Raw genomic sequence first — 18,534 nt, forward strand, 5'->3', positions numbered from 1 at the left:
ATGATCCCTTTTACAAAAACAATAGGCTATCGTTTGTGGTTAGCATGCGTAGCAGCGATATTAATTCCCTTAGGGATTAATATCGTTTTACTTAACCTCAGACAATACCATACTACAGTTTCATCAGTTACCTTAGCATTTAAAGAAAATGCTACGTTTAAAGTGGATACCCTCATGCAAATTGTCCCACTTAATGCTGATGTTTTAGCTCTATTTTCAGAAGTCTTAGATCTCGATGAAGGAATTCCCTCGATCCCTAACGTTGAACTTAGCAACGAAATGCAACGGATGTTTAGCTCATCATATGATGAGATTTCTTTAATTAAGTTGTTCCCCAATGGGGAGAAAATCGTTGTTGCCTCTAGTATTCCTCAACGTCTTGGAGAAAATTACCAAAATAAACTCGACATTTCTACCCAAACAGACTTTTCAGCAACATTCAAACAGTCTGAGAACAATCATGAAGTATTCTCAGTCATGCAGGCAAATATTTTTGACAATGACACTCATGAACTTCTAGGGATTCTTTATACAACTCATAACATTGAAAAATTTCTTGAGGATATCCTTGTAAATACCCAAGCATACTTTAATGTAAAAACGGCTCTTTTATCTAAAGAAGGGATCATTTTAAAAGCATCTGATCCCGATTTAAACTTACGTGCTATCTACCCTAACCTTACTGAAAAACAATTTTGTGACACTTTCATGGACAAAAGCACCTGTCCAAAAAATATTTCTTTAAAGCCGATTCCTCTATCCCCACTATCTATAGAACCCAACTTTTTTTCTTTTAAAAATGGGAAAAATGAAACATGGAGCTACCTTGCCCATGTTCCTAATATGGACCTGAGCGTACTTTCATACGGAATAAAAGCTGAGCTCTTTGCCACATTTTGGAAACGCACGTTAATCTATTTCGCGTATTTTCTATGTGTTGTATTAGGAAGTATTATTGCCTATCTCGTTGCGAAACGGCTCTCTCAGCCCATTCGCAAACTTGCCACAGTCATCATACAAACTAGGGAAAACATCCACGCACCCTATAAGGATGATTCTCTAGGGTTTGAGATCAATAGGCTAGGGCATATTTTTAACGCCATGGTGGAAAGTTTAAACCAACAACAAAGCCTGGCTGAAAAAAATTATGAAATAAAAGAAAGTGCTCAAAATGCACTACATCTAGGAGAACAAGCACAACAAAGACTCCTTCCTAATATGCTTCCTAATTATCCAAACACTGAACTCGCAAAAGCTTACATCCCCGCTATTACTGTAGGCGGGGATTTTTTCGATGTCTTTATCGTTGGTGAAGGCGATCATGCCAAACTATTTTTAATTGTTGCTGATGCTTCTGGGAAGGGTGTCCATGCCTGCGGATACTCTCTATTTCTTAAGAACATGCTACGCTCGTTTCTCTCGCAGATGCCTTCAATAAAAGAAGCTATAAAACAAACTGCTTCGCTATTTTACCAAAATACTGCGGATTCAGGGATGTTCGTCACACTATGTGTCTATAGTTACAATTACAAAACAGGAATTGTAGAGTTTTATTCCTGTGGTCACAATCCTGCCTGTTATCTGTCTCCGAACGGCGCCGTTTCTTTCCTATCCCATCGTGGTATGGCTTTAGGATTCCTTCCCGATATTCCTGATATCCCCATGGCAAGCTTTAAGCCTGATCCAGGATCCCTAATTATCTTGTATTCAGATGGAATTACAGAAGCTCATAATAAAGCTTTAGAAATGTTTGGAGAAGAACGACTGAAAAACGTTGTAAAAACCTTAGTGGGTAAAAGCGCTGAAGATGCTATGCATTCTTTAATACTATCTGTGAAAACTTTCGTAGGGAATTGCCATCAACACGATGATATTACCTTACTGATCCTTAAAATATCTGACTTATGAAACAAACTTTTACCAAACGCATTTTGTTGTTTCTTTTTTTGGTAATTCCGATTCCTTTAATTTTGAATCTGGTCGTCCTATCCCTATTTTCTTTTTCAGCAGCAAAAAGCAATCTCATGGAAAACCTCCATACCCATGCGACAAATTTTAGCTTAGAATTTGAAAAAAAACTTACCATCCATAAAGTTTTCCTGAAACGTCTAGCAAATACGTTAGCACTAAAAGCCTATTCCTCATCTTCAGAAGATTTCTATTCTCAAGCTTATAACGAGATGTTCGCCTTATCCAACATGGATTTCTCGCTGTGTCTTATTCCTCTAGTACAGGGAAATATAAAAACAAAAAATCCCCACGATCCGTTTATCTACTATTTAAAAGAGCATCCTGAAATAAAAAAGAAGCTGAGCATGTCTGTAGGAAAGGCATGCATCATTACTGTTCCCTCAGGATCAAATACGCATTCTACAAACTATCTAGTGATTACTGAAGATATCGAAGTATGGAATTCACCAACAAGCGCGGGATTGCTTGTTAGCTTCTACCCTATGGATTTCTTACAAAAAGACCTGTTTAAATCCCTACACTTAAAAGATGAAGACATCTGCCTTCTAAATAAATACGGCGAGGTTCTCTTTGCATCATCTCCTAAATTCTCCTCAGAAGTATTTTCATTAGATATTGCAGATCTCCCTAAAATCACTGCAAGAAAACAAGCCATCCCCCTTGAAGTCGCACCAAAAATCCTTCACGAACAAAAACTGATAAGCGTAAAAATACACAATAAACGCTATCTAGGGCTTGTTTTGAACAAGCTTCCCATTCAAGGAACTTACACCCTATCTATTATTCCTCTCTCTTGGTTTATTATTAAGGCTATCCGTCTCCCTCTAAATGTAATTTTCTTTTATTCTCTAGCTTTTATCTTAATGGGATGGATCCTTTCTAAAATTAACAAACGATTAAATCAACCTATTCAGGAACTTACCACATGCATGGAAGCGGCATGGAGGGGAAATCATAATATCCGTTACGAACCCCAGCCCTACGGATATGAAATTAATGAATTAGGAAACATTTTTAACTGCACATTGCTGTTGTTACTCAACTCTAGAGAAAAAGCAGAAATCGAACGTCTTTCTGGAGACAAGCTACAAAAAGAATTAGCTATTCTTTCTTCGCTGCAAGAAGCATTACTCAGTCCTCATTTCCCCGAGTTTCCTCATGTTTCTTTTATTTCGAAACATCTCCAAGGCATGCAAAGATCTGGTCATTTTTACGGATGGAAAACCTCAATTCCTGAGCAAAGTTTCCTAGGTGTTATAGGCCTTGCTGGTGATATAGGATTGCCGTCTTATCTTTATGCCCTATCAGCACGAAGTTTATTTCTTGCCTATGCGAACCTTTCTTCTTCTTTAGAAAACATTTGCTCCAATACTTTCAAAGCGTTTGAGCAAACCACGGAAGGCGATGAGGCCACTATCTCTATGACATTTATTCGCTACTGCTCAACTGATAGAAATTTATCTATCTTATCAGCAGGAGAAACACCTCCTGTAGCCTTTTTAAAAAGACAAGACACATTTTCTCGTCTTATCTCGCCCTCAGTCCAAAACATACAACCCGGGGATATCCTAGTGTGTATCACAGGAAATAAAGAACTTACAGAATACCTCTTGCGCTTACCTATTGAAGATTTGATTAGAGATCCTTTAGCACCTCTAAATTCAGACAACTTTATAGAAACTCTTACAGATATGCTAAATAAAGAAACTCAATCACAAATAGATGGAACTCTACGCTTCTTATCTTTCATCTAAATGAAGATTTGTAATAGTTATACTTTCACTTCCAGGTTCTTTAGGTCCCTTGCCTAACCATAAGAGTACCCCTGAAACCATAAGAGCAAGAACACCCAGGAGTACAGCTCCAGAGACAATGATGACAAATGCTGGAGAGGTGACAGCAAGACAGATAACAACTACAGCTATACCAATAATCACAAACACTACAGAGCTCTTACTGATTTTTGATAATGTAGCTTTATGATTTTGCCCAAACTGTGCAATGGTCGGGCAGTAAAACTTTAGATGTTCGTGTATATTCATTCCTTATACTCATCAGATCAAAAATTCAAACGGAACATGTTAGTCATGTACGCCTTTTCTTACAAAATGATAAAAACTTCTTTCCGATACCCTTAAGAAGGTTTTTTGCTCTTGTTGCTTTCCATCTTTCTCATCCTGTGAGCACTAGTACTCTTACTGTTGTACAGTGACCTTATTCTGATATTTTCTTTAGGGAATCGCTTACTGACAGAAACCTAGAATTCGTGATAAGAGGTAGAAAAAGCCCAAAGTTTTCCTCGTATTTCCTATGTCACGACTGGATTTTTTTGTTTTTGATTCATTAGTTCTTAAGCAAAAGCATAATGAGTTAGAAGAGATTTTCTGCTCAGAAAATGACGATCTATTTCGTGCTTATCAAACGACTGCTCTCCAGTCTCCCCTAGCAGCAAAAAACCTTACCATCGCAAGAAACGCAGCACGTTATATCCTTGCAGAAAACGGGGAAATCGATATTACAAAAGTGGTTTCAGCGATCGAGCACCTGACAAACTGTCTCTATCCTTTAGGTCCTCATAGACATAATGAAGCTAAACCTAGAGAACACTTATTAAAAATGCTTCAATCCATCAAACAAGAACCTGAAATTAGAGAAAGGATAAAAAAACTTTTTGTTCCCTCTTATAGAGTCATTCAAGATCTTATCCGTAATACCCTAGCTCTCCCTACAGAGATCGAGCTCACTCCTATTCATGTACGTCAGGCGGCACTCACAGCAATGTTTTCCTATTTACGTCAAGATGTGGGTTCGTGTTTTGCAACAGCTTTTGCTATTCTCGTTCATCAAGAATACCCCTCTCTATTCATAAAAGATATCGATGATTTGCTCACCTCAGGAAAACTTACAAGAATCATCGGCACGCGAGAAATCTCCGTACCTATGAATTTGTCAGGCTGTATTGGCGAACTATTTAAACCACTAAGAGTATTAGATCTATACCCAGACCCTATTGCTAAACTTTCTGCATCTCCAGGTTTACAAAAAGCATTTGCCGCAGCTGGCGTCATCGACATCTTAGATGATCCAGAAGTTCGTTTGCAGCAAATCCTTGCTCATGAATACCTAATGAGTAAGCTTCAGCATGTCGATGACACTTTAACAGCTAATGAAATCATTCAGCGTACACTACTGCACCACTACCAAATTACCGAGCAATCTGTACGAGCAACTCTATTTCAGGAAGGATTCTACAGCAAAGAACAAGCATTTTTCTCTATTGAGCATTCTCATAAGCTCTCTCAAATACAGAGAGTCTATAGTTATCTTTCTGCTTATGAACTAGCTAAATCTGCTTTTATAAGCGATACGCAAAATCCATTACTAAAATCTTGGGAATATACGTTAGCTACCCTCGCTGACGCTAATGATACCTCAACTCTAAATCACATTCGCGTAGCCTTAGGATGGGACGCTGATGATCCTAATAGCTTAGCGCGTATTATCCAAACTTTCGCTCAAGAAGAAGTCGAGAAGACTCGTGATCTGATACAACAATGCGAACAGACATATAATGAAGCTCGTGCTCAACTAGAATATATAGAAAGTCGCATGAGAAATCCACTCAATGAGCAAGATAATAAGATCTTGATTATGGATCACATGCGCTTTCGCCAGGAGCTAAACACCGCTCTTTATAATTGGGATACCGCTCAAGAAAAGGCAAAGAAACTTTTTGCTCTTCCGAATTTCTTACTCTCCTTCTACACCAAGACTATCCCTCAATATTTCCGTAGTTCTTATGATGCCTTTATCCAAGAATTCTCTCACCTTTATACTGATTCCCCTGCAGGATTTCGCATACTATTTACCCACGGGAGAAGCCACCCTAACACCTGGTCAGCTATCTATTCAATTAACGAGTTTGTCAGCTTTGTATCAGAGTTCTTTTCCTCAACAGAAGTAGATCTTCTTGGAAAACATGGTGTTTTAGGACTAGAAAAAGAAGTTTCAGCTCTTATCCATTACATTGTCTCTTGTATTCATAAAAACTCTTTCCAAGAAGCAGCGATAACTCGCATTCTTAAAAGACATAATTCGGTAGTTCCTCCTTCAGTTCTTGATAACTTAGACAAGATTTCCCACACCCCCTGGGTCTATGTTTCTGGAGGAACAGTAGAAACTCTATTAAAGGATTACTTCGAGAATCCCGAAGAACTGACACGTGTTGAAAAACATCCTGAAACTGCTCATGAATTAGCGGCTTTCTTCTCAGATGCTTTGAAAGATCTTCCCTATGCAATAAAAAGCTATTTAGAAGATGGTGCGCATTCTTTAATCGCTTCATCTCCCACGCACGTTTTTTCTATAATTGCGGGGTCGCCTCTATTTCGTGAAGCATGGAATAATGATTGGTACAGCTACACTTGGTTACGTGATGTCTGGGTAAAGAATCACCAAGATTTCCTAACAAACACTATACTAAATCAACAAGGGATCTATACATTTATAGAAAGATTCTGCTCAAAATATAGCCTACAGAATCTCACTTATGATTTTCATGATTTTTGTTCCGATCATTCTTTATCCCTTCCTGAGCTCTATGAAAAATCTGTAAGATTTCTAAAAGAAAACTTCCCTAAATCTGAAAAAATCTCTGCTCTATACCAACGACGTTTAGCTCACCAAATTGTGCAAGATGTTCCCTATACCTCAGATCAACAGCTCCCTGAGGTTTTAGATAATCTGAGTTCCTATCTAGGGATCTCATCGAGAATCACCTATGAAAAATTCAACACGCTCATAAACCAATTCATTCCCAACTTTTCTCTATTGTCTTCGGGAGAAATTCGTCATCTCTTTAAGGGATTAATGATGGAAAGTTACCAGCGAATGTATTTCGAAGAAGATATCTTTCTGAGATTAGCAACAGCAATGCGTCATCATAATCTTGCTTATCCTGCTCCTCTTCTCTTTGGAGATAGTAATTGGGCATACAGCTATTTCGGATTTATCCTTCACCCAGGAACTCAAGAAATCGACCTTTGGCAGTTTAACTATGCTGGTTTACAAGGGTATCCTCTGGAAAACATAGACAAACTTCTGTCCGTAACACAACCCTGGATACTCTATGCAAATCCTATAGACTATGGTATGCCCTCCCCTCCAGGATACCGCAGCCGTATGCCGAAAGGATTTTTCTAATCTTCGTCACAAGATTTTTTCTTTCTTTTAAAAATCGAACGAAATAAAGATTTTAGGGAGTGTTTAGAAATTTCTCTCCCCATTGCAGAAATACTCTCTGTTAACGGAAGTTTTTTCGGACACACGCGAACACAGTTGTGGGCTTGCCCACAACCTTCTATACCTTTTTTACCCATAAGCGTACGTAAGCGCTTCTTAGAATGCTTATCCCCAGGATAAGTATTAAACAAACGTGCTTGAGCAATAGCTGCTGGGCCTATAAAATCATTGTGCTCATTAATTTGAGGGCAGGCTTCCGTGCAACACCCGCATGTCATACACATAGACAAGGCATACATAAGCTCTTGCTCTTCCTGAGATACCTTGACCCCACTGTGCTCCCCATCAACATCAGCAGCTACCCAACCCTGTATCTTCTGTAAATTATCAAACATGATGGATCGATCGACTATAAGATCTCGAATTAATGGGAACTTCGTTAGAGGAGCTAAAACGATCTCTCGAGATCCCGTCTCTCTTATATACTCTTCAATGAGTGCTGTACATGCCTGACGAGGAACACCATTCACCAATAACGAACAAGAACCACAAACTTCTTCCAAGCATCCTTGTTCCCATACCACAGGATTTACAGTTTCCCCAAGGGTATTTACAGGATATTTTTCAATTTCCATAAGAGCACTGATGACATTCTCTCCTGGATGTAAGGTCAATTCAAAACTTTCCCAATATTGCTTCCCCGGGGTCCCCCGATAAATTTTCAATATAAAAGTTTCAGGAATATCCATAAGACTCTCTTTATTTATATGGGCAAACGAATAGTTTCTGGGACATTAGCAAGCTTGATTTCCCCCGTTGAAGATTTGGTATAATCTCTTAACGTAGGTTGCACATGACGCGTATCAACAGGCTTGTAAGTAATCACAGGTTCCTCAGGAGAATATGAAGCCAATGTCGTTTTTAACCAGTGTTCGTCATCACGTTTAGGAAACTCTTCTTTATAGTGAGAACCTCGAAACTCGTCTCGTAACAATGCGCCTTTAGTAATTGCTAACGCCAACTCTAGCATAGGACCCATCTGCCGTACGAAATGAAAGGTCTTATTAGCAAACTGCGAAGAATCATGTACAGAAACTTTTTGCAGTCTTTCTCTGAATTCTTTTAGCTGTTCTAATGTGTTCTTCAGGTCTTTGTTATTACGTTTCACAGTGACATTTCTCACCATGACATTGGCAATCTCTTCATGCAAGACAAAGATATTCTCTCCCCCACTTCTAGAAAGTAAAAGAGCGTTTTCTTCTTTCTCTTGCTGGAGTGCATCTGAAAAATCTGTAGAAGTTGTTAGACAAGAGCCAAAAGCTGTAATAAAACGTGCAGCTTCTTCTCCAGCGACTAATCCCGCATAGAGACAGGATAATAAAGAATTCGCACCTAGACGATTCGCACCATGATATTGGAAATCCGATTCACCACAATTAAAGCATCCAGGGATATTCGTCATCTGCCGATAACGGCTATCACGATCAGGATCATCAGCAGCAGGCCAATCTACCCAAGCACCACCCATAGAATAGTGCACAGCAGGGAAAATTCTCATCGGCACTTTATCAGGGTCTTCTCCAGTAAACTTCCTGTAAATATCAAGAACAACTTCCAACTTATGTCGTGTAGAAGCTGGCAAATGCGTAACATCTAAGAAAACTTCCATACGACCGTCTATTCCTAATCCTGCTTCACAGACCTGTAGAATAGCACGAGCACCGACATCACGGCTGACTAGGTTCCCATAAGCAGGATACATGTCTTCTAAGAAATACCAGGGTTTTCCTGTTTCTCCACAAGGGCGCCGCGAGCCATCAGGGAAAATTATCGTCTTGGAAGAATCTCCAGGGACCCAAACACGCCCTCCCTCACCTCGAACAGACTCTGATATTAATCGCAATTTATCAATACCAGGAATAGCCGTAGGATGAATTTGTATGAATTCTGGGTTTGCATAAGTCATACCTTGAAGGAACAAGCGTCCATTTGCCGCTCCTGTACAAAATGTCGAATTCGTAGACATCTTAAAAATAACCCCAGGACCGCCTGTAGCAAAAATTACAGCATCACCTTTCAGAACTTCTAAGCGATTATTGAATAAATTCATTAATACAATACCACAGGCTCTACCTGCATTATTGGTAATCAATCTTATAAATTCATGATTCTCAAATTTATTCACACGTCCCTGACTCTCACGACGTCGCACCTGCTCATCTAAAGTATACATAAGCTGTTGGCCAGTAGAAGCCCCACAAAATACTGTACGATGATACAGCGTCCCTCCAAATCTACGTACATCCAAATCACCATTAGGTGTACGATTAAAAGGACATCCAAAATTATCCAACATACGGATAATCCTAGGCGCCGCTAAACACATCTCCAAAACAGGCGGTTGATCTGCTAAGAAATCTCCTCCCTTTATCGTATCGTAAGCATGTATATAGGGAGAATCTTGCTCCTCATGCTTAAGATTCAGAGCAGCATTTATGCCTCCCTGAGCACATACAGAGTGAGATCTTTTTACTTTTGTCAATGACACGAGATCAACAACTATACCGAAATCCGCCAGTTTCATGGCTGCTGACAACCCTGCTAAACCGCCACCGACTACGATAACTTTACAACCTTGTGCTTTCATAATCTTATGCCATGATATACAAATTCCAAATCACACTAATGCCCATGGCTGCCACTATGACCATGGCAAAATAACATACATTACGTAAACGAGTTTGAGAACGTAAAGATATGACGACACCCCACCTTGAACAAAATGTCCAGAGACCATTAAACCCATGAAAAGCTGCAGAAATCACAAGAATAGTGTAAAAAATTGCCATCCATAAGGACCCTAAAGAATCCCGAACAACATAAAGAAAAGCAGTCCCAACATTAGGAGTCAGGAGATACGCTTTTTTCTCTAATAATTGAGAAACCGCGCTGCCGTCAAGATCCTCTTTGTCTAAACGAATCGTTTCAAATTGAGGCGCTGAAAAATTAATAGTGAAAAATCCTTTAGTGCCACGAACTATTGCTGCATACCGCGAAGGGTCAATATCGACAACATAGTATGTTTGCCCATGCAGTTCTACATGAACAGGATAACGAAGAAAACGAAACTGAACCACATGAAAAATAAGACCGAAAAGTAAAATCCAAGCAGTTCTTCTTTGCCAAGTATAGGCAAGATTCCTCGCATAAATTAAAGCGGGTTTTCTGCCGTCAGAAGCTCCTGAGTTAGTTTGTGCTTGAAAAAGATAGATGATGCCTATGACAGCGTGACAAGTAAACGGCAAGGCCAAAAAAACGATTTCTATGATCTTAAGACCAGGAATCTGATGAAATTTACTTACCAACTGAACGAAACCACTACCTTCCTTAAAATAAGAAGAAGCAAGCATATTGGTAAACATATGCTCACAAAGAAATAACGTAAATGCGACTCCTGCTAAAGAATGAACACAACGTAAAACAAAGCTAGTGTAGTACTTCCATGACCTCTGAGCGGCCCCAGAACATGCTTCCTTTTCGTTCATCATAAGCCTTTATTTCACAATTTCTTTTTTTAGCAACCATAGAAGCTTAAGTAGAATTATGTGAAGTTATTTTTACTGACAAATCAGAGATAGACTAACCTTTTTTTCTTCCCTCCAAGAATCGCAAAACATTCCTTCGTGCTATATCCGCAAGCTCCTGAGGAGTCATACCATGAAGATGCGCTATCGTTTCTATCGTATGCGTTATGTAAGCAGGTTCATTTCTCTTTCCCCGATGTGGAGTAGGAGCGAGAAAAGGAGCGTCCGTTTCTATTAACAAATGCTCAAGAGGAATTTGAGCAACTACAGAACGGAGATCTTCAGCATTTTTAAATGAAACAATCCCGCTAATGGAGATATACCATCCACGAGAAAGTAATTCCTCAGCATCATGTAGTGTACCTGTAAAACAATGGAGCATACCGGGACAAGAGCGTTCATCATGATGATAATATAGATCGATCATCTGGAAAAAATCATCAAAAGCACCACGACAGTGCACCACAAGAGGTAATTCAGAATCTAAAGCAAGGGATAAGTATTTCTTCAATACTTCCTTTTGACGTTCTTGGGCAGGGCCATCTTCAGCAAAACAATAATCTAAACCTACCTCACCAATAGCTGCTAATTTCCCTGCTTGGGCAAAGCCTTGGAAATAGTGAAAATGTTCCTCTATATCTGTATGAGCATCTTGAGGAGGAGTTCCAGCAACATGACAAAAACGCACATCAGGAAAACGTTCTGCATAACGAAACGATGTATCAAGCTCGTCTATAGTTGTGGTTACATTAACAAGGAGAGATATCCCAGAATCTTGTGCACGACGAATCACGTCATCAGCATCCTCAACGAAAGCCTCATCTGAAAGATGTAAGTGAGCATCTGCTAAATCCATAACCTCTTCTCCTTAAAATCTTGGCATCAGGAAATGAGTGATCATACATCTCCTCATGAAATATCTTCAAAAGAATCGGTTTCCGCAGAATTTTTTCTTAGAAATTAAAGACAAAAAAAGGGTGTATTTGAATCAATACACCCCAAATAGATTGTGTTATCCTGATAGGTTAATTTTTCGAAAACACCATATCTTCGAGAATGGATTGTGTTATCTTCTCAGGAAGCACTATAGGATCAGACTGATCCGCAGGATAGTAGACATAAGAAGGAACACTTGCACGACCTAAACGTGCCAGCTCTTCGGTAATCCCTGGATCCTTACGTGTCCAATCCGCTTCTAAAGTAACCACTCCATGTTTTTTAAACATCTCTTGTACAGCACTTGCATACAATACAGGTTTATTCATCTGACAAGTTAAACACCACTTAGCTGTAAAGTTCACAAACACCGCTTGTCCTTCCTTACGCAATTGAGCAAGTTTCGTAGCTGAAAACGGTTGCCAAACGTTATTCTCCTGAACAGCTACAGTTTCTGTTGCTTCGACAAAATTCTTTGAAGCAACAAAACTTAAAGATAGAGCTCCTGCAACACATCCTAAAAATAATGTTGAAGCAATCACCCTGTGTTTCTTAGGAGAAACTGGCGTACCCCATTTCCCTAAAATCCAAGCGCCTATACCTGCAAGCCATAATCCTGCAAGGAGGATAATTAACGCTGTAGTACTTGTTTCTGAACCAAAGATCCACGCTAACCAAGTTACCGTACCTAATAACATAAACCCAGTAAGCTGCTTAAACGTACTCATCCAACTTCCAGGTTTAGGAAGAACGGAGAGCATCTTAGGAAAGATAGAAAATACAAGATATGGCAATGCCATTCCTAGGCCTATCGATGTAAATATCATCAATTGCTTAATGAACGATAAAGACATCACCAAACCTAGTATAGAACCTAAAAAAGGTCCTGTACATGGTGTAGTTACTAATGTTGCTAACACTCCGTTAAATACAGCTCCTACAGCTTTATTTTTAGAGCCTCCAGACTCTGTGGATTGGAGTTTCCCTCCAAGAGAAGCAAACATCGTGCCCATTTCAAATAAGCCTAGAGAACTCAAGGCAAACAAGAAGAACACTATAACCAAGGTCGCGACAAACATAGGCTCTTGAAGCTGGAAGCCCCAACCAATGTTATGCCCTAACATTTTTAAAAGAGAAGCAACCCCTGCTAACCCCCAGAAACAGCCCACTACACCTAAAGTGAAGCATAAGCCATTGATAATTACGGATGAGCGGTGCTCGCCAGCAGATTTAATTAATCCGTAAACTTTAAGAGTAACTAAAGGCAAAACACAGGGCATAATATTAAGAAGAAGTCCCCCGAGGAACGCCATGGCAATAATCGTGACATAATTCCATAACGCGGATGTTCCCGATTCCGATTCACTAATTTGACCACGAACTGCGAACGATTCCACCTCGCTACCCGTTTTATCTGTAAGCAATAGAATCCCTTGCAACTCCTGATTTTTCTGAACTCCTGAAATGGTTTTTATCTTCAGTTTCCAAGCTGTTCCTGAATCTTCACTAATCGCTTCTTCAGAATAAGCGAAAATCTTATCGGCCTTCTCTGAAATAAACCAAGCCTTCTCAGCACGGTTTTTCTGTCCGGAAATATTTAAAATGATCTCGCCATCTTGACTACGTCCCAAAGTAATTGTCTGATCTTCCAATAGACGGGGTTGTGTTTGTAAAGTTTGAGCGAACTCTGCAGTTCTTTCAGGATATAAGATCACATCGCCGTCACGATAAGGTAGGGATAATTCTAGATCAACATTTCCCGGGACACAACTCTCTCCACAAGCCAACCATTCAACATGCGCTTTTAACACCACAGATTCTTGATTATCTAAACTCTCAGGAGCACGAATATCTGCAACTATAAAAGCATGATCGTCATAACCAAAGAATGTCGTGCCCTCCTCCTCAAAAACTTTAGGAGTTGGCCAATGCTCTTCTTCAACTATGAATCCCTTGGGCAAATTCCAATTAATTCTCAATGGACTACCCACTTCGCCAGGATTCTTCCAATAAATATGGCTTCCCTTAGGAGCCGCTATCTTAATCCCTAATCTGAATATTCCGCCTTTAGGAATGTGGGATCCCTCAGAAATGAGAGTAGCACCTGGTGAAGCCGTCTCTACAATAGGCTCTGCAGCACGCAGTTTCTGACCATACCCAGTAAAGGCAGGCACAGAAAATAGAAATGCTACCAATATAGTTTGAAAATGCTTTTTGATTTTATTCAAAATAACTCCAACTATTTCTAAATCAGGTAGATAATTATACACTATTTATAATTTTGTTTTTACTAATGCTTTTGTAAATCTCTTTAACAAAACCTACTTGGCTCTATACCAGAATTTTGATAGGATCGTCTTTTGTACGATCCCCTCATTATGTAAAGAATTTTATACTCTATGTTGCAATTCACCCATAATCCCATTATCCAGGCTTACACAGAAGCTGACCTTTTCGGTAAGGGGATATTCTTCAGTCTACTGATTCTTTCCCTTTGCACTTGGACAGTACTACATCAAAAGCTTGCTATTCAAAAAAAATTTCTGAAATCAGGAAAATCTCTTAAAGACTTCTTGATAAAGAATCGTCATGCTCCCCTGTCCTTAGAAATTCACCCGGAGTTAAACCCCTTTGCTGACTTATATTTCACTATTAAACGGGGAACTTTAGAACTTCTTGATAAAAATCGTCAGCAGGCACCAGATCACGGCCCGGTATTATCCGTTGAGGATATACAATCCTTAGAGACCCTACTTGGAGCCGTTATGCCAAAATATCGTGCACTTATGCACGAAAATAACTTTATCCCTGCCACAACAATTAGTCTAGCGCCCTTTTTAGGCCTTTTAGGAACAGTTTGGGGTATTTTAACAGCTTTTTCGCATATCAGTTCAGGAGAAGTTGGAGGAACAGCCATGATGGAAGGGCTTGCAACAGCTTTAGGAACGACAATTGTAGGATTGTTTGTTGCTATTCCCTCTTTAATAGGGTTTAATTATCTTAAAGCTCATTCTTCTCGGTTAATTCTAGAAATAGAGCAGACAGCGTATTTGCTGTTAAATTCTATAGAAGTCAAGTATCGTCAGACAAATTTATGAAACGTATTATCGTTGAAGATACTGAAGAAGATCCTAATGTTAATCTGACTCCATTGATTGACATTGTTTTTGTTATTTTAATGGCGTTTATGATAGCCATGCCGTTAATACGTATCGATTCTATAGCTTTAGCCCCTGGAACACAAAATCATAAGGTTCTTGCAAAAGAAGATGCGCTATCAACAACAATCAAGGTATTAGCAGATCATACGATCACTCTCAATGATCAAGCTCTTTCTTTAGGAGAACTAAAAACGCAACTCGCCCTTTTACATCAGCAACACCCAAATCAAGTGCCTTTGCTGCTACAAGATGGCGATACACCTTTTAGATTATACCAAGAAGTAAAAACTACGATAGAATCAGCAGGATTTCACGAACTCCATATAGCTTTAAAAAGCTAATTATGAAAAAAGCTCTTCCTTATAGCCTTTTTGCCATCATTTTCCACGGAGCGTGTATAGCTCTCCTTTCATATTCTCCCGCAAACAAACCACCGACTAAACCTGTACCATTTAAAGAAAAAATTGTTGCTTTAAGAGAACCTTTGCCTAGTGTAGCAACTGTAACAACGCCTCAACCCACCCTAAAAGAACATACAGATAAACGCGATATTGAGCCATCTCCTCAGAAACCGAGCGTAAAACCGCCTGTCGAAAAGAAAAAAACTGAGGATATTCAAAAACCTTGTGTCCCCAATAAACCTAAAGAAAAGCCGAAACCACAACCCAAGGGAGAAAATCACCCCACAGCAAACAAAAGCATAGGAAAAGAAGCCAAACTCAAAGCAATTGCAGACCTGACAAAAACACTCTCAAAACATCTTGATGACAGTAATGCTCGGCTCGCCGATATCACTGTTCCTACAAATAAACAACTCGCAGTACAAACAACTTTAGCAACAACACAAGATGAAGAATTATGCCAATTGCTCCGTGAGCACATGACTCTTCCTTTTTCTGGAGAAGTGAGATTAAAACTTGTATTAACGCCTCAAGGACGGATTCAGGATTGTGTTTTATTATCTGAAATTAGCGAATCCGAAAAAGAACTCATTCTTATGCGCATCCACGCAATTCCTTTTAAAAAATTCTTAGATAAATACAAAATCTCGAAAAATATCGTTTTTCATATTAAACTGCTGAGTAATGAGTCTTAACATAGTAGGGGTTGTTGGAATGTTACGACGTATGTTAGTCAGTGCTTTCCTGATTTTTGGGATGATCTCCCTCTATGCTAAAGACTTAGAAGTCTCTGTGCGTTCTGAGATATCTCGTTTACCCATACATATAGAGTTAAAGATCGGCTCTAACGATGCGCCACAACAAAAATACTTACGCTCATTGTGTACTACCTTCATTAATGATTTAGCTCTTGGTGATCGTCTTCAACCTTCTCTTGTTCAAACCGGGACTTCCTCAGCACCTTTTAATATAGCTATTGTTTCCCATTATCCAGAAATCACATTTACCTTATCCAGAGGGACTCAAAATTATCAACCCATGCACTCTCTGGTGCTTACAGAAGATAACGCTTCTAACCGTCAGAAAATACATGAAGCTGCTGATAAGATTCATTATGCCCTTACAAGTGTTCCTGGAATCAGCTCGGGGAAAATCATTTTTTCTCTAAGTAAAAATCCTAAAGATAGTGAATTAAAACAAGGCGAGCTTTGGTCTGTAGATTATGATGGAGGGAATTTGCGCCCCCTTACACAAGAAAACTCCTTATCTATTACTCCTAATTGGATGAATATAGGGAGCAAGAATCCCTACCTGTATGTTTCCTATAAATTTGGCATTCCGAAGATTTTCTTAGGTTCTTTAGAGAACACTACGGGGAAAAAGGTTCTGCATTTACAAGGGAATCAGTTTATGCCAGCTTTTTCTCCTAAGAAAAAGCTATTAGCTTTTATTTCGGATTCGTATGGAAATCCGGATTTATTTCTTCAGAGTTTTTCCCTATCAAAAGGCGCTATGGGGAAACCCCGTAGAGTCCTTAATGAAACTTTTGGAACACAAGGTAACCCTTCTTTTAGTCCTGATGGCTCTAAGTTAGTTTTTGTTTCCAATAAAGATGGTAGACCACGTTTATACATCCTTCAAATAGACCCAGAAATTCAATCTCCCCGATTATTAACCAAAAAATATAGAAATAGCAGTTGCCCTTCATGGTCTCCTGATGGTAAAAAAATAGCCTTTTGCTCTGTGATTAAGGGTGTTCGGCAGATTTGCCTATATGATCTGGCTACTGGGAAAGATTATCAACTAACAACAACCCCTGTAGACAAGGAAGGGCCTTCATGGGCCGTGGATAGTCAGCATCTTGTGTATAGTGCAGGGAACTCAGGAGAGTCAGAACTTTATTTATTAAGTCTGATTACCCAAAAAACTAAGAAAATTGTTATAGGATTAGGGGAAAAACGTTTTCCTTCTTGGGGAGGTTTCCCTGATAACCAATAAAGAGAATCTTATGAAAAAGAAATACCTAAGCGTTCTGAGTTGTTTACTACTTACTCTTTTCGCCCTACCTTCATGCTCTTATCCTTGTGGTGATTGGGATACTATTTGCGAAGATTGTCAACATCCTAGAAGAAGAAAACAAAATTTCGCTTTTGTTCCTCTCTACACCGATGAAGAGATGAATCAACACTTTGCGGATGCCTATGATTCCAAAGAAGAACAGTTATATAAAACAAGCAGTCAGTCCATGGCTTTCCGTAATATTACTTTCGCAACGGACAGCTACACGATCAAAGGTGAAGAAAACTTAGCTATTTTATCTAGTCTTGTTCGTCAAATGCAGAAATCTCCAAAAATGACACTGTACATAGAGGGTCATACTGATGAGCGCGGAGCTGCATCGTATAACCTAGCTTTGGGAGCTCGCCGCGCCAATGCTGTTAAGCAACACTTAATTAAACAGGGGATTTCAGCAGACCGGCTATTCACCGTATCTTATGGAAAAGAACAGCCGATAAACCTGGGTCATAATGAACTTGCTTGGCAACAAAATCGTCGTACAGAATTTAAAATCCATGCACGTTAGTTATAAACATTTTTTCTATTACGGATTCTGGTGCTGCTTAGGATTGACTTTGCCTACACACGCAGCGGGGAAACCTCCTGCCATACAAACTGTGCTGGCAGAGATAGAAGATGCTTCTACAAAATTGTTATGCCACGAAGCAGAAATTCAAATGCTTACAGATCGCATAGATGAACAAGATAGCAAAATACAAAGACTTTCTTCTGCAAAACCGGAATCTCTCACAAAACAAATCCAACAATTAGAAATTGAGCACAAAACGCTAGCCAAAACCGTTGCGGTGCTGACAGCATCTGTAAAAGATATCCAATCTACCTTACACAACAAACTCCAAGAAATACAAAAAGATCACAAGACTCTTTCTCAAGATATCCGTCTCTTACGACGTTCTCTTCTTGCCCTGGTTGATGGAACTTCTCCCGAAGCATATACGGATCTTAGTGAAGAGATTCCTGCTCACATCCATGTTGTAAAACCTGGAGAAACCCTAGGTAAAATTGCTGCGAAATATAAAGTTCCCGTAGCAGAATTAAAAAAACTTAATAAATTGAATTCTGATATTATTTACGCCAATCAAAAGCTTTGTTTACCAGAGAATAAGAAATAAGCATCTGTTTTTGCATAACTAATATCTAATTCTCACTGTAGATAATAAA

15 protein-coding genes are annotated in these 18,534 nt (G+C 39.3%); 9 read left to right on the plus strand and 6 right to left on the minus strand.

Translation table 11 applies throughout. The annotated features are described in order from the left end of the window. Entirely contained in the window at nucleotides 1–1,908 is a 1,908-nt protein-coding gene (locus tag G5O_RS09975) for a PP2C family protein-serine/threonine phosphatase (RefSeq protein WP_013747406.1), read from the plus strand. After that, on the plus strand, nucleotides 1,905–3,725 hold the full coding sequence (locus G5O_RS09980) for a PP2C family serine/threonine-protein phosphatase (RefSeq protein WP_014518445.1): 1,821 nt from the start codon (nucleotides 1,905–1,907) through the stop codon (nucleotides 3,723–3,725). Before G5O_RS09975 ends, G5O_RS09980 begins: the two co-directional genes overlap by 4 nt. Here the strand turns inward: G5O_RS09980 and G5O_RS09985 are convergent. After that, the gene (locus G5O_RS09985) at nucleotides 3,711–4,013 is read right to left on the minus strand and encodes a hypothetical protein (RefSeq protein ID WP_014518446.1); all 303 of its coding nucleotides are present in this window, start codon (nucleotides 4,011–4,013) and stop codon (nucleotides 3,711–3,713) included. The two genes, G5O_RS09980 and G5O_RS09985, sit on opposite strands and share 15 nt — an antisense overlap. Nucleotides 4,014–4,281: 268 nt before the next feature. Here G5O_RS09985 and G5O_RS09990 point away from each other — a divergent pair, with 268 nt between their 5' ends. Further along, nucleotides 4,282–7,173, plus strand: coding sequence for a hypothetical protein (locus G5O_RS09990; RefSeq protein WP_006343627.1), 2,892 nt, complete (start codon nucleotides 4,282–4,284; stop codon nucleotides 7,171–7,173). On the opposite strand, the gene sdhB is transcribed toward G5O_RS09990, so the two are convergent. From sdhB to G5O_RS10015, 5 genes are all read right to left on the minus strand, one after another. Beyond that, nucleotides 7,170–7,961 carry a succinate dehydrogenase iron-sulfur subunit gene (gene sdhB, locus G5O_RS09995; RefSeq protein WP_013462758.1) on the minus strand — a complete coding sequence of 264 codons (792 nt, stop codon included), beginning with the start codon at nucleotides 7,959–7,961 and terminating at the stop codon, nucleotides 7,170–7,172. The two genes, G5O_RS09990 and sdhB, sit on opposite strands and share 4 nt — an antisense overlap. Nucleotides 7,962–7,975: 14 nt before the next feature. Continuing rightward, nucleotides 7,976–9,859, minus strand: a complete 1,884-nt coding sequence (gene sdhA, locus G5O_RS10000) for a succinate dehydrogenase flavoprotein subunit (protein ID WP_006343629.1) — start codon at nucleotides 9,857–9,859, stop codon at nucleotides 7,976–7,978. Nucleotides 9,860–9,863: 4 nt separating this feature from the next. Next, nucleotides 9,864–10,757, minus strand: a complete 894-nt coding sequence (locus tag G5O_RS10005) for a succinate dehydrogenase cytochrome b558 subunit (RefSeq protein ID WP_006343630.1) — start codon at nucleotides 10,755–10,757, stop codon at nucleotides 9,864–9,866. Between the two features lie 94 nt (nucleotides 10,758–10,851). Then, nucleotides 10,852–11,652: a TatD family hydrolase gene (locus tag G5O_RS10010; protein ID WP_006343631.1), complete on the minus strand. Its 801-nt coding sequence runs from the start codon at nucleotides 11,650–11,652 to the stop codon at nucleotides 10,852–10,854. A 169-nt stretch (nucleotides 11,653–11,821) separates the two neighbouring features. Next, entirely contained in the window at nucleotides 11,822–13,960 is a 2,139-nt protein-coding gene (locus G5O_RS10015; RefSeq protein ID WP_006343632.1) for a protein-disulfide reductase DsbD family protein, read from the minus strand. Between the two features lie 171 nt (nucleotides 13,961–14,131). On the opposite strand from G5O_RS10015, the gene G5O_RS10020 reads away from it, so the two are divergent. From G5O_RS10020 to G5O_RS10045, 6 genes are read left to right on the plus strand one after another with little or no spacing between them, the layout of a single operon-like run. After that, nucleotides 14,132–14,830, plus strand: coding sequence for a MotA/TolQ/ExbB proton channel family protein (locus tag G5O_RS10020; protein ID WP_006343633.1), 699 nt, complete (start codon nucleotides 14,132–14,134; stop codon nucleotides 14,828–14,830). Further along, nucleotides 14,827–15,234 (plus strand): ExbD/TolR family protein, encoded by a 408-nt coding sequence (locus G5O_RS10025; RefSeq protein ID WP_006343634.1) that lies wholly within the window; start codon nucleotides 14,827–14,829, stop codon nucleotides 15,232–15,234. Before G5O_RS10020 ends, G5O_RS10025 begins: the two co-directional genes overlap by 4 nt. Before the next feature lie 2 nt (nucleotides 15,235–15,236). After that, nucleotides 15,237–15,989 carry an inclusion-associated protein gene (locus G5O_RS10030; protein ID WP_006343635.1) on the plus strand — a complete coding sequence of 251 codons (753 nt, stop codon included), beginning with the start codon at nucleotides 15,237–15,239 and terminating at the stop codon, nucleotides 15,987–15,989. A 19-nt stretch (nucleotides 15,990–16,008) separates the two neighbouring features. Then, nucleotides 16,009–17,292, plus strand: coding sequence for a Tol-Pal system protein TolB (tolB, locus tag G5O_RS10035; RefSeq protein WP_006343636.1), 1,284 nt, complete (start codon nucleotides 16,009–16,011; stop codon nucleotides 17,290–17,292). Nucleotides 17,293–17,302: 10 nt separating this feature from the next. Then, nucleotides 17,303–17,878, plus strand: coding sequence for an OmpA family protein (locus G5O_RS10040; RefSeq protein ID WP_006343637.1), 576 nt, complete (start codon nucleotides 17,303–17,305; stop codon nucleotides 17,876–17,878). Next, nucleotides 17,868–18,485, plus strand: a complete 618-nt coding sequence (locus tag G5O_RS10045; RefSeq protein WP_013462760.1) for a LysM peptidoglycan-binding domain-containing protein — start codon at nucleotides 17,868–17,870, stop codon at nucleotides 18,483–18,485. The genes G5O_RS10040 and G5O_RS10045 overlap by 11 nt, the downstream gene beginning before the upstream one ends. Nucleotides 18,486–18,534: the final 49 nt, after the last annotated feature.

It is taken from the genome of Chlamydia psittaci 6BC (genome assembly GCF_000204255.1).
GTDB classification, from domain to species: domain Bacteria; phylum Chlamydiota; class Chlamydiia; order Chlamydiales; family Chlamydiaceae; genus Chlamydia; species Chlamydia psittaci.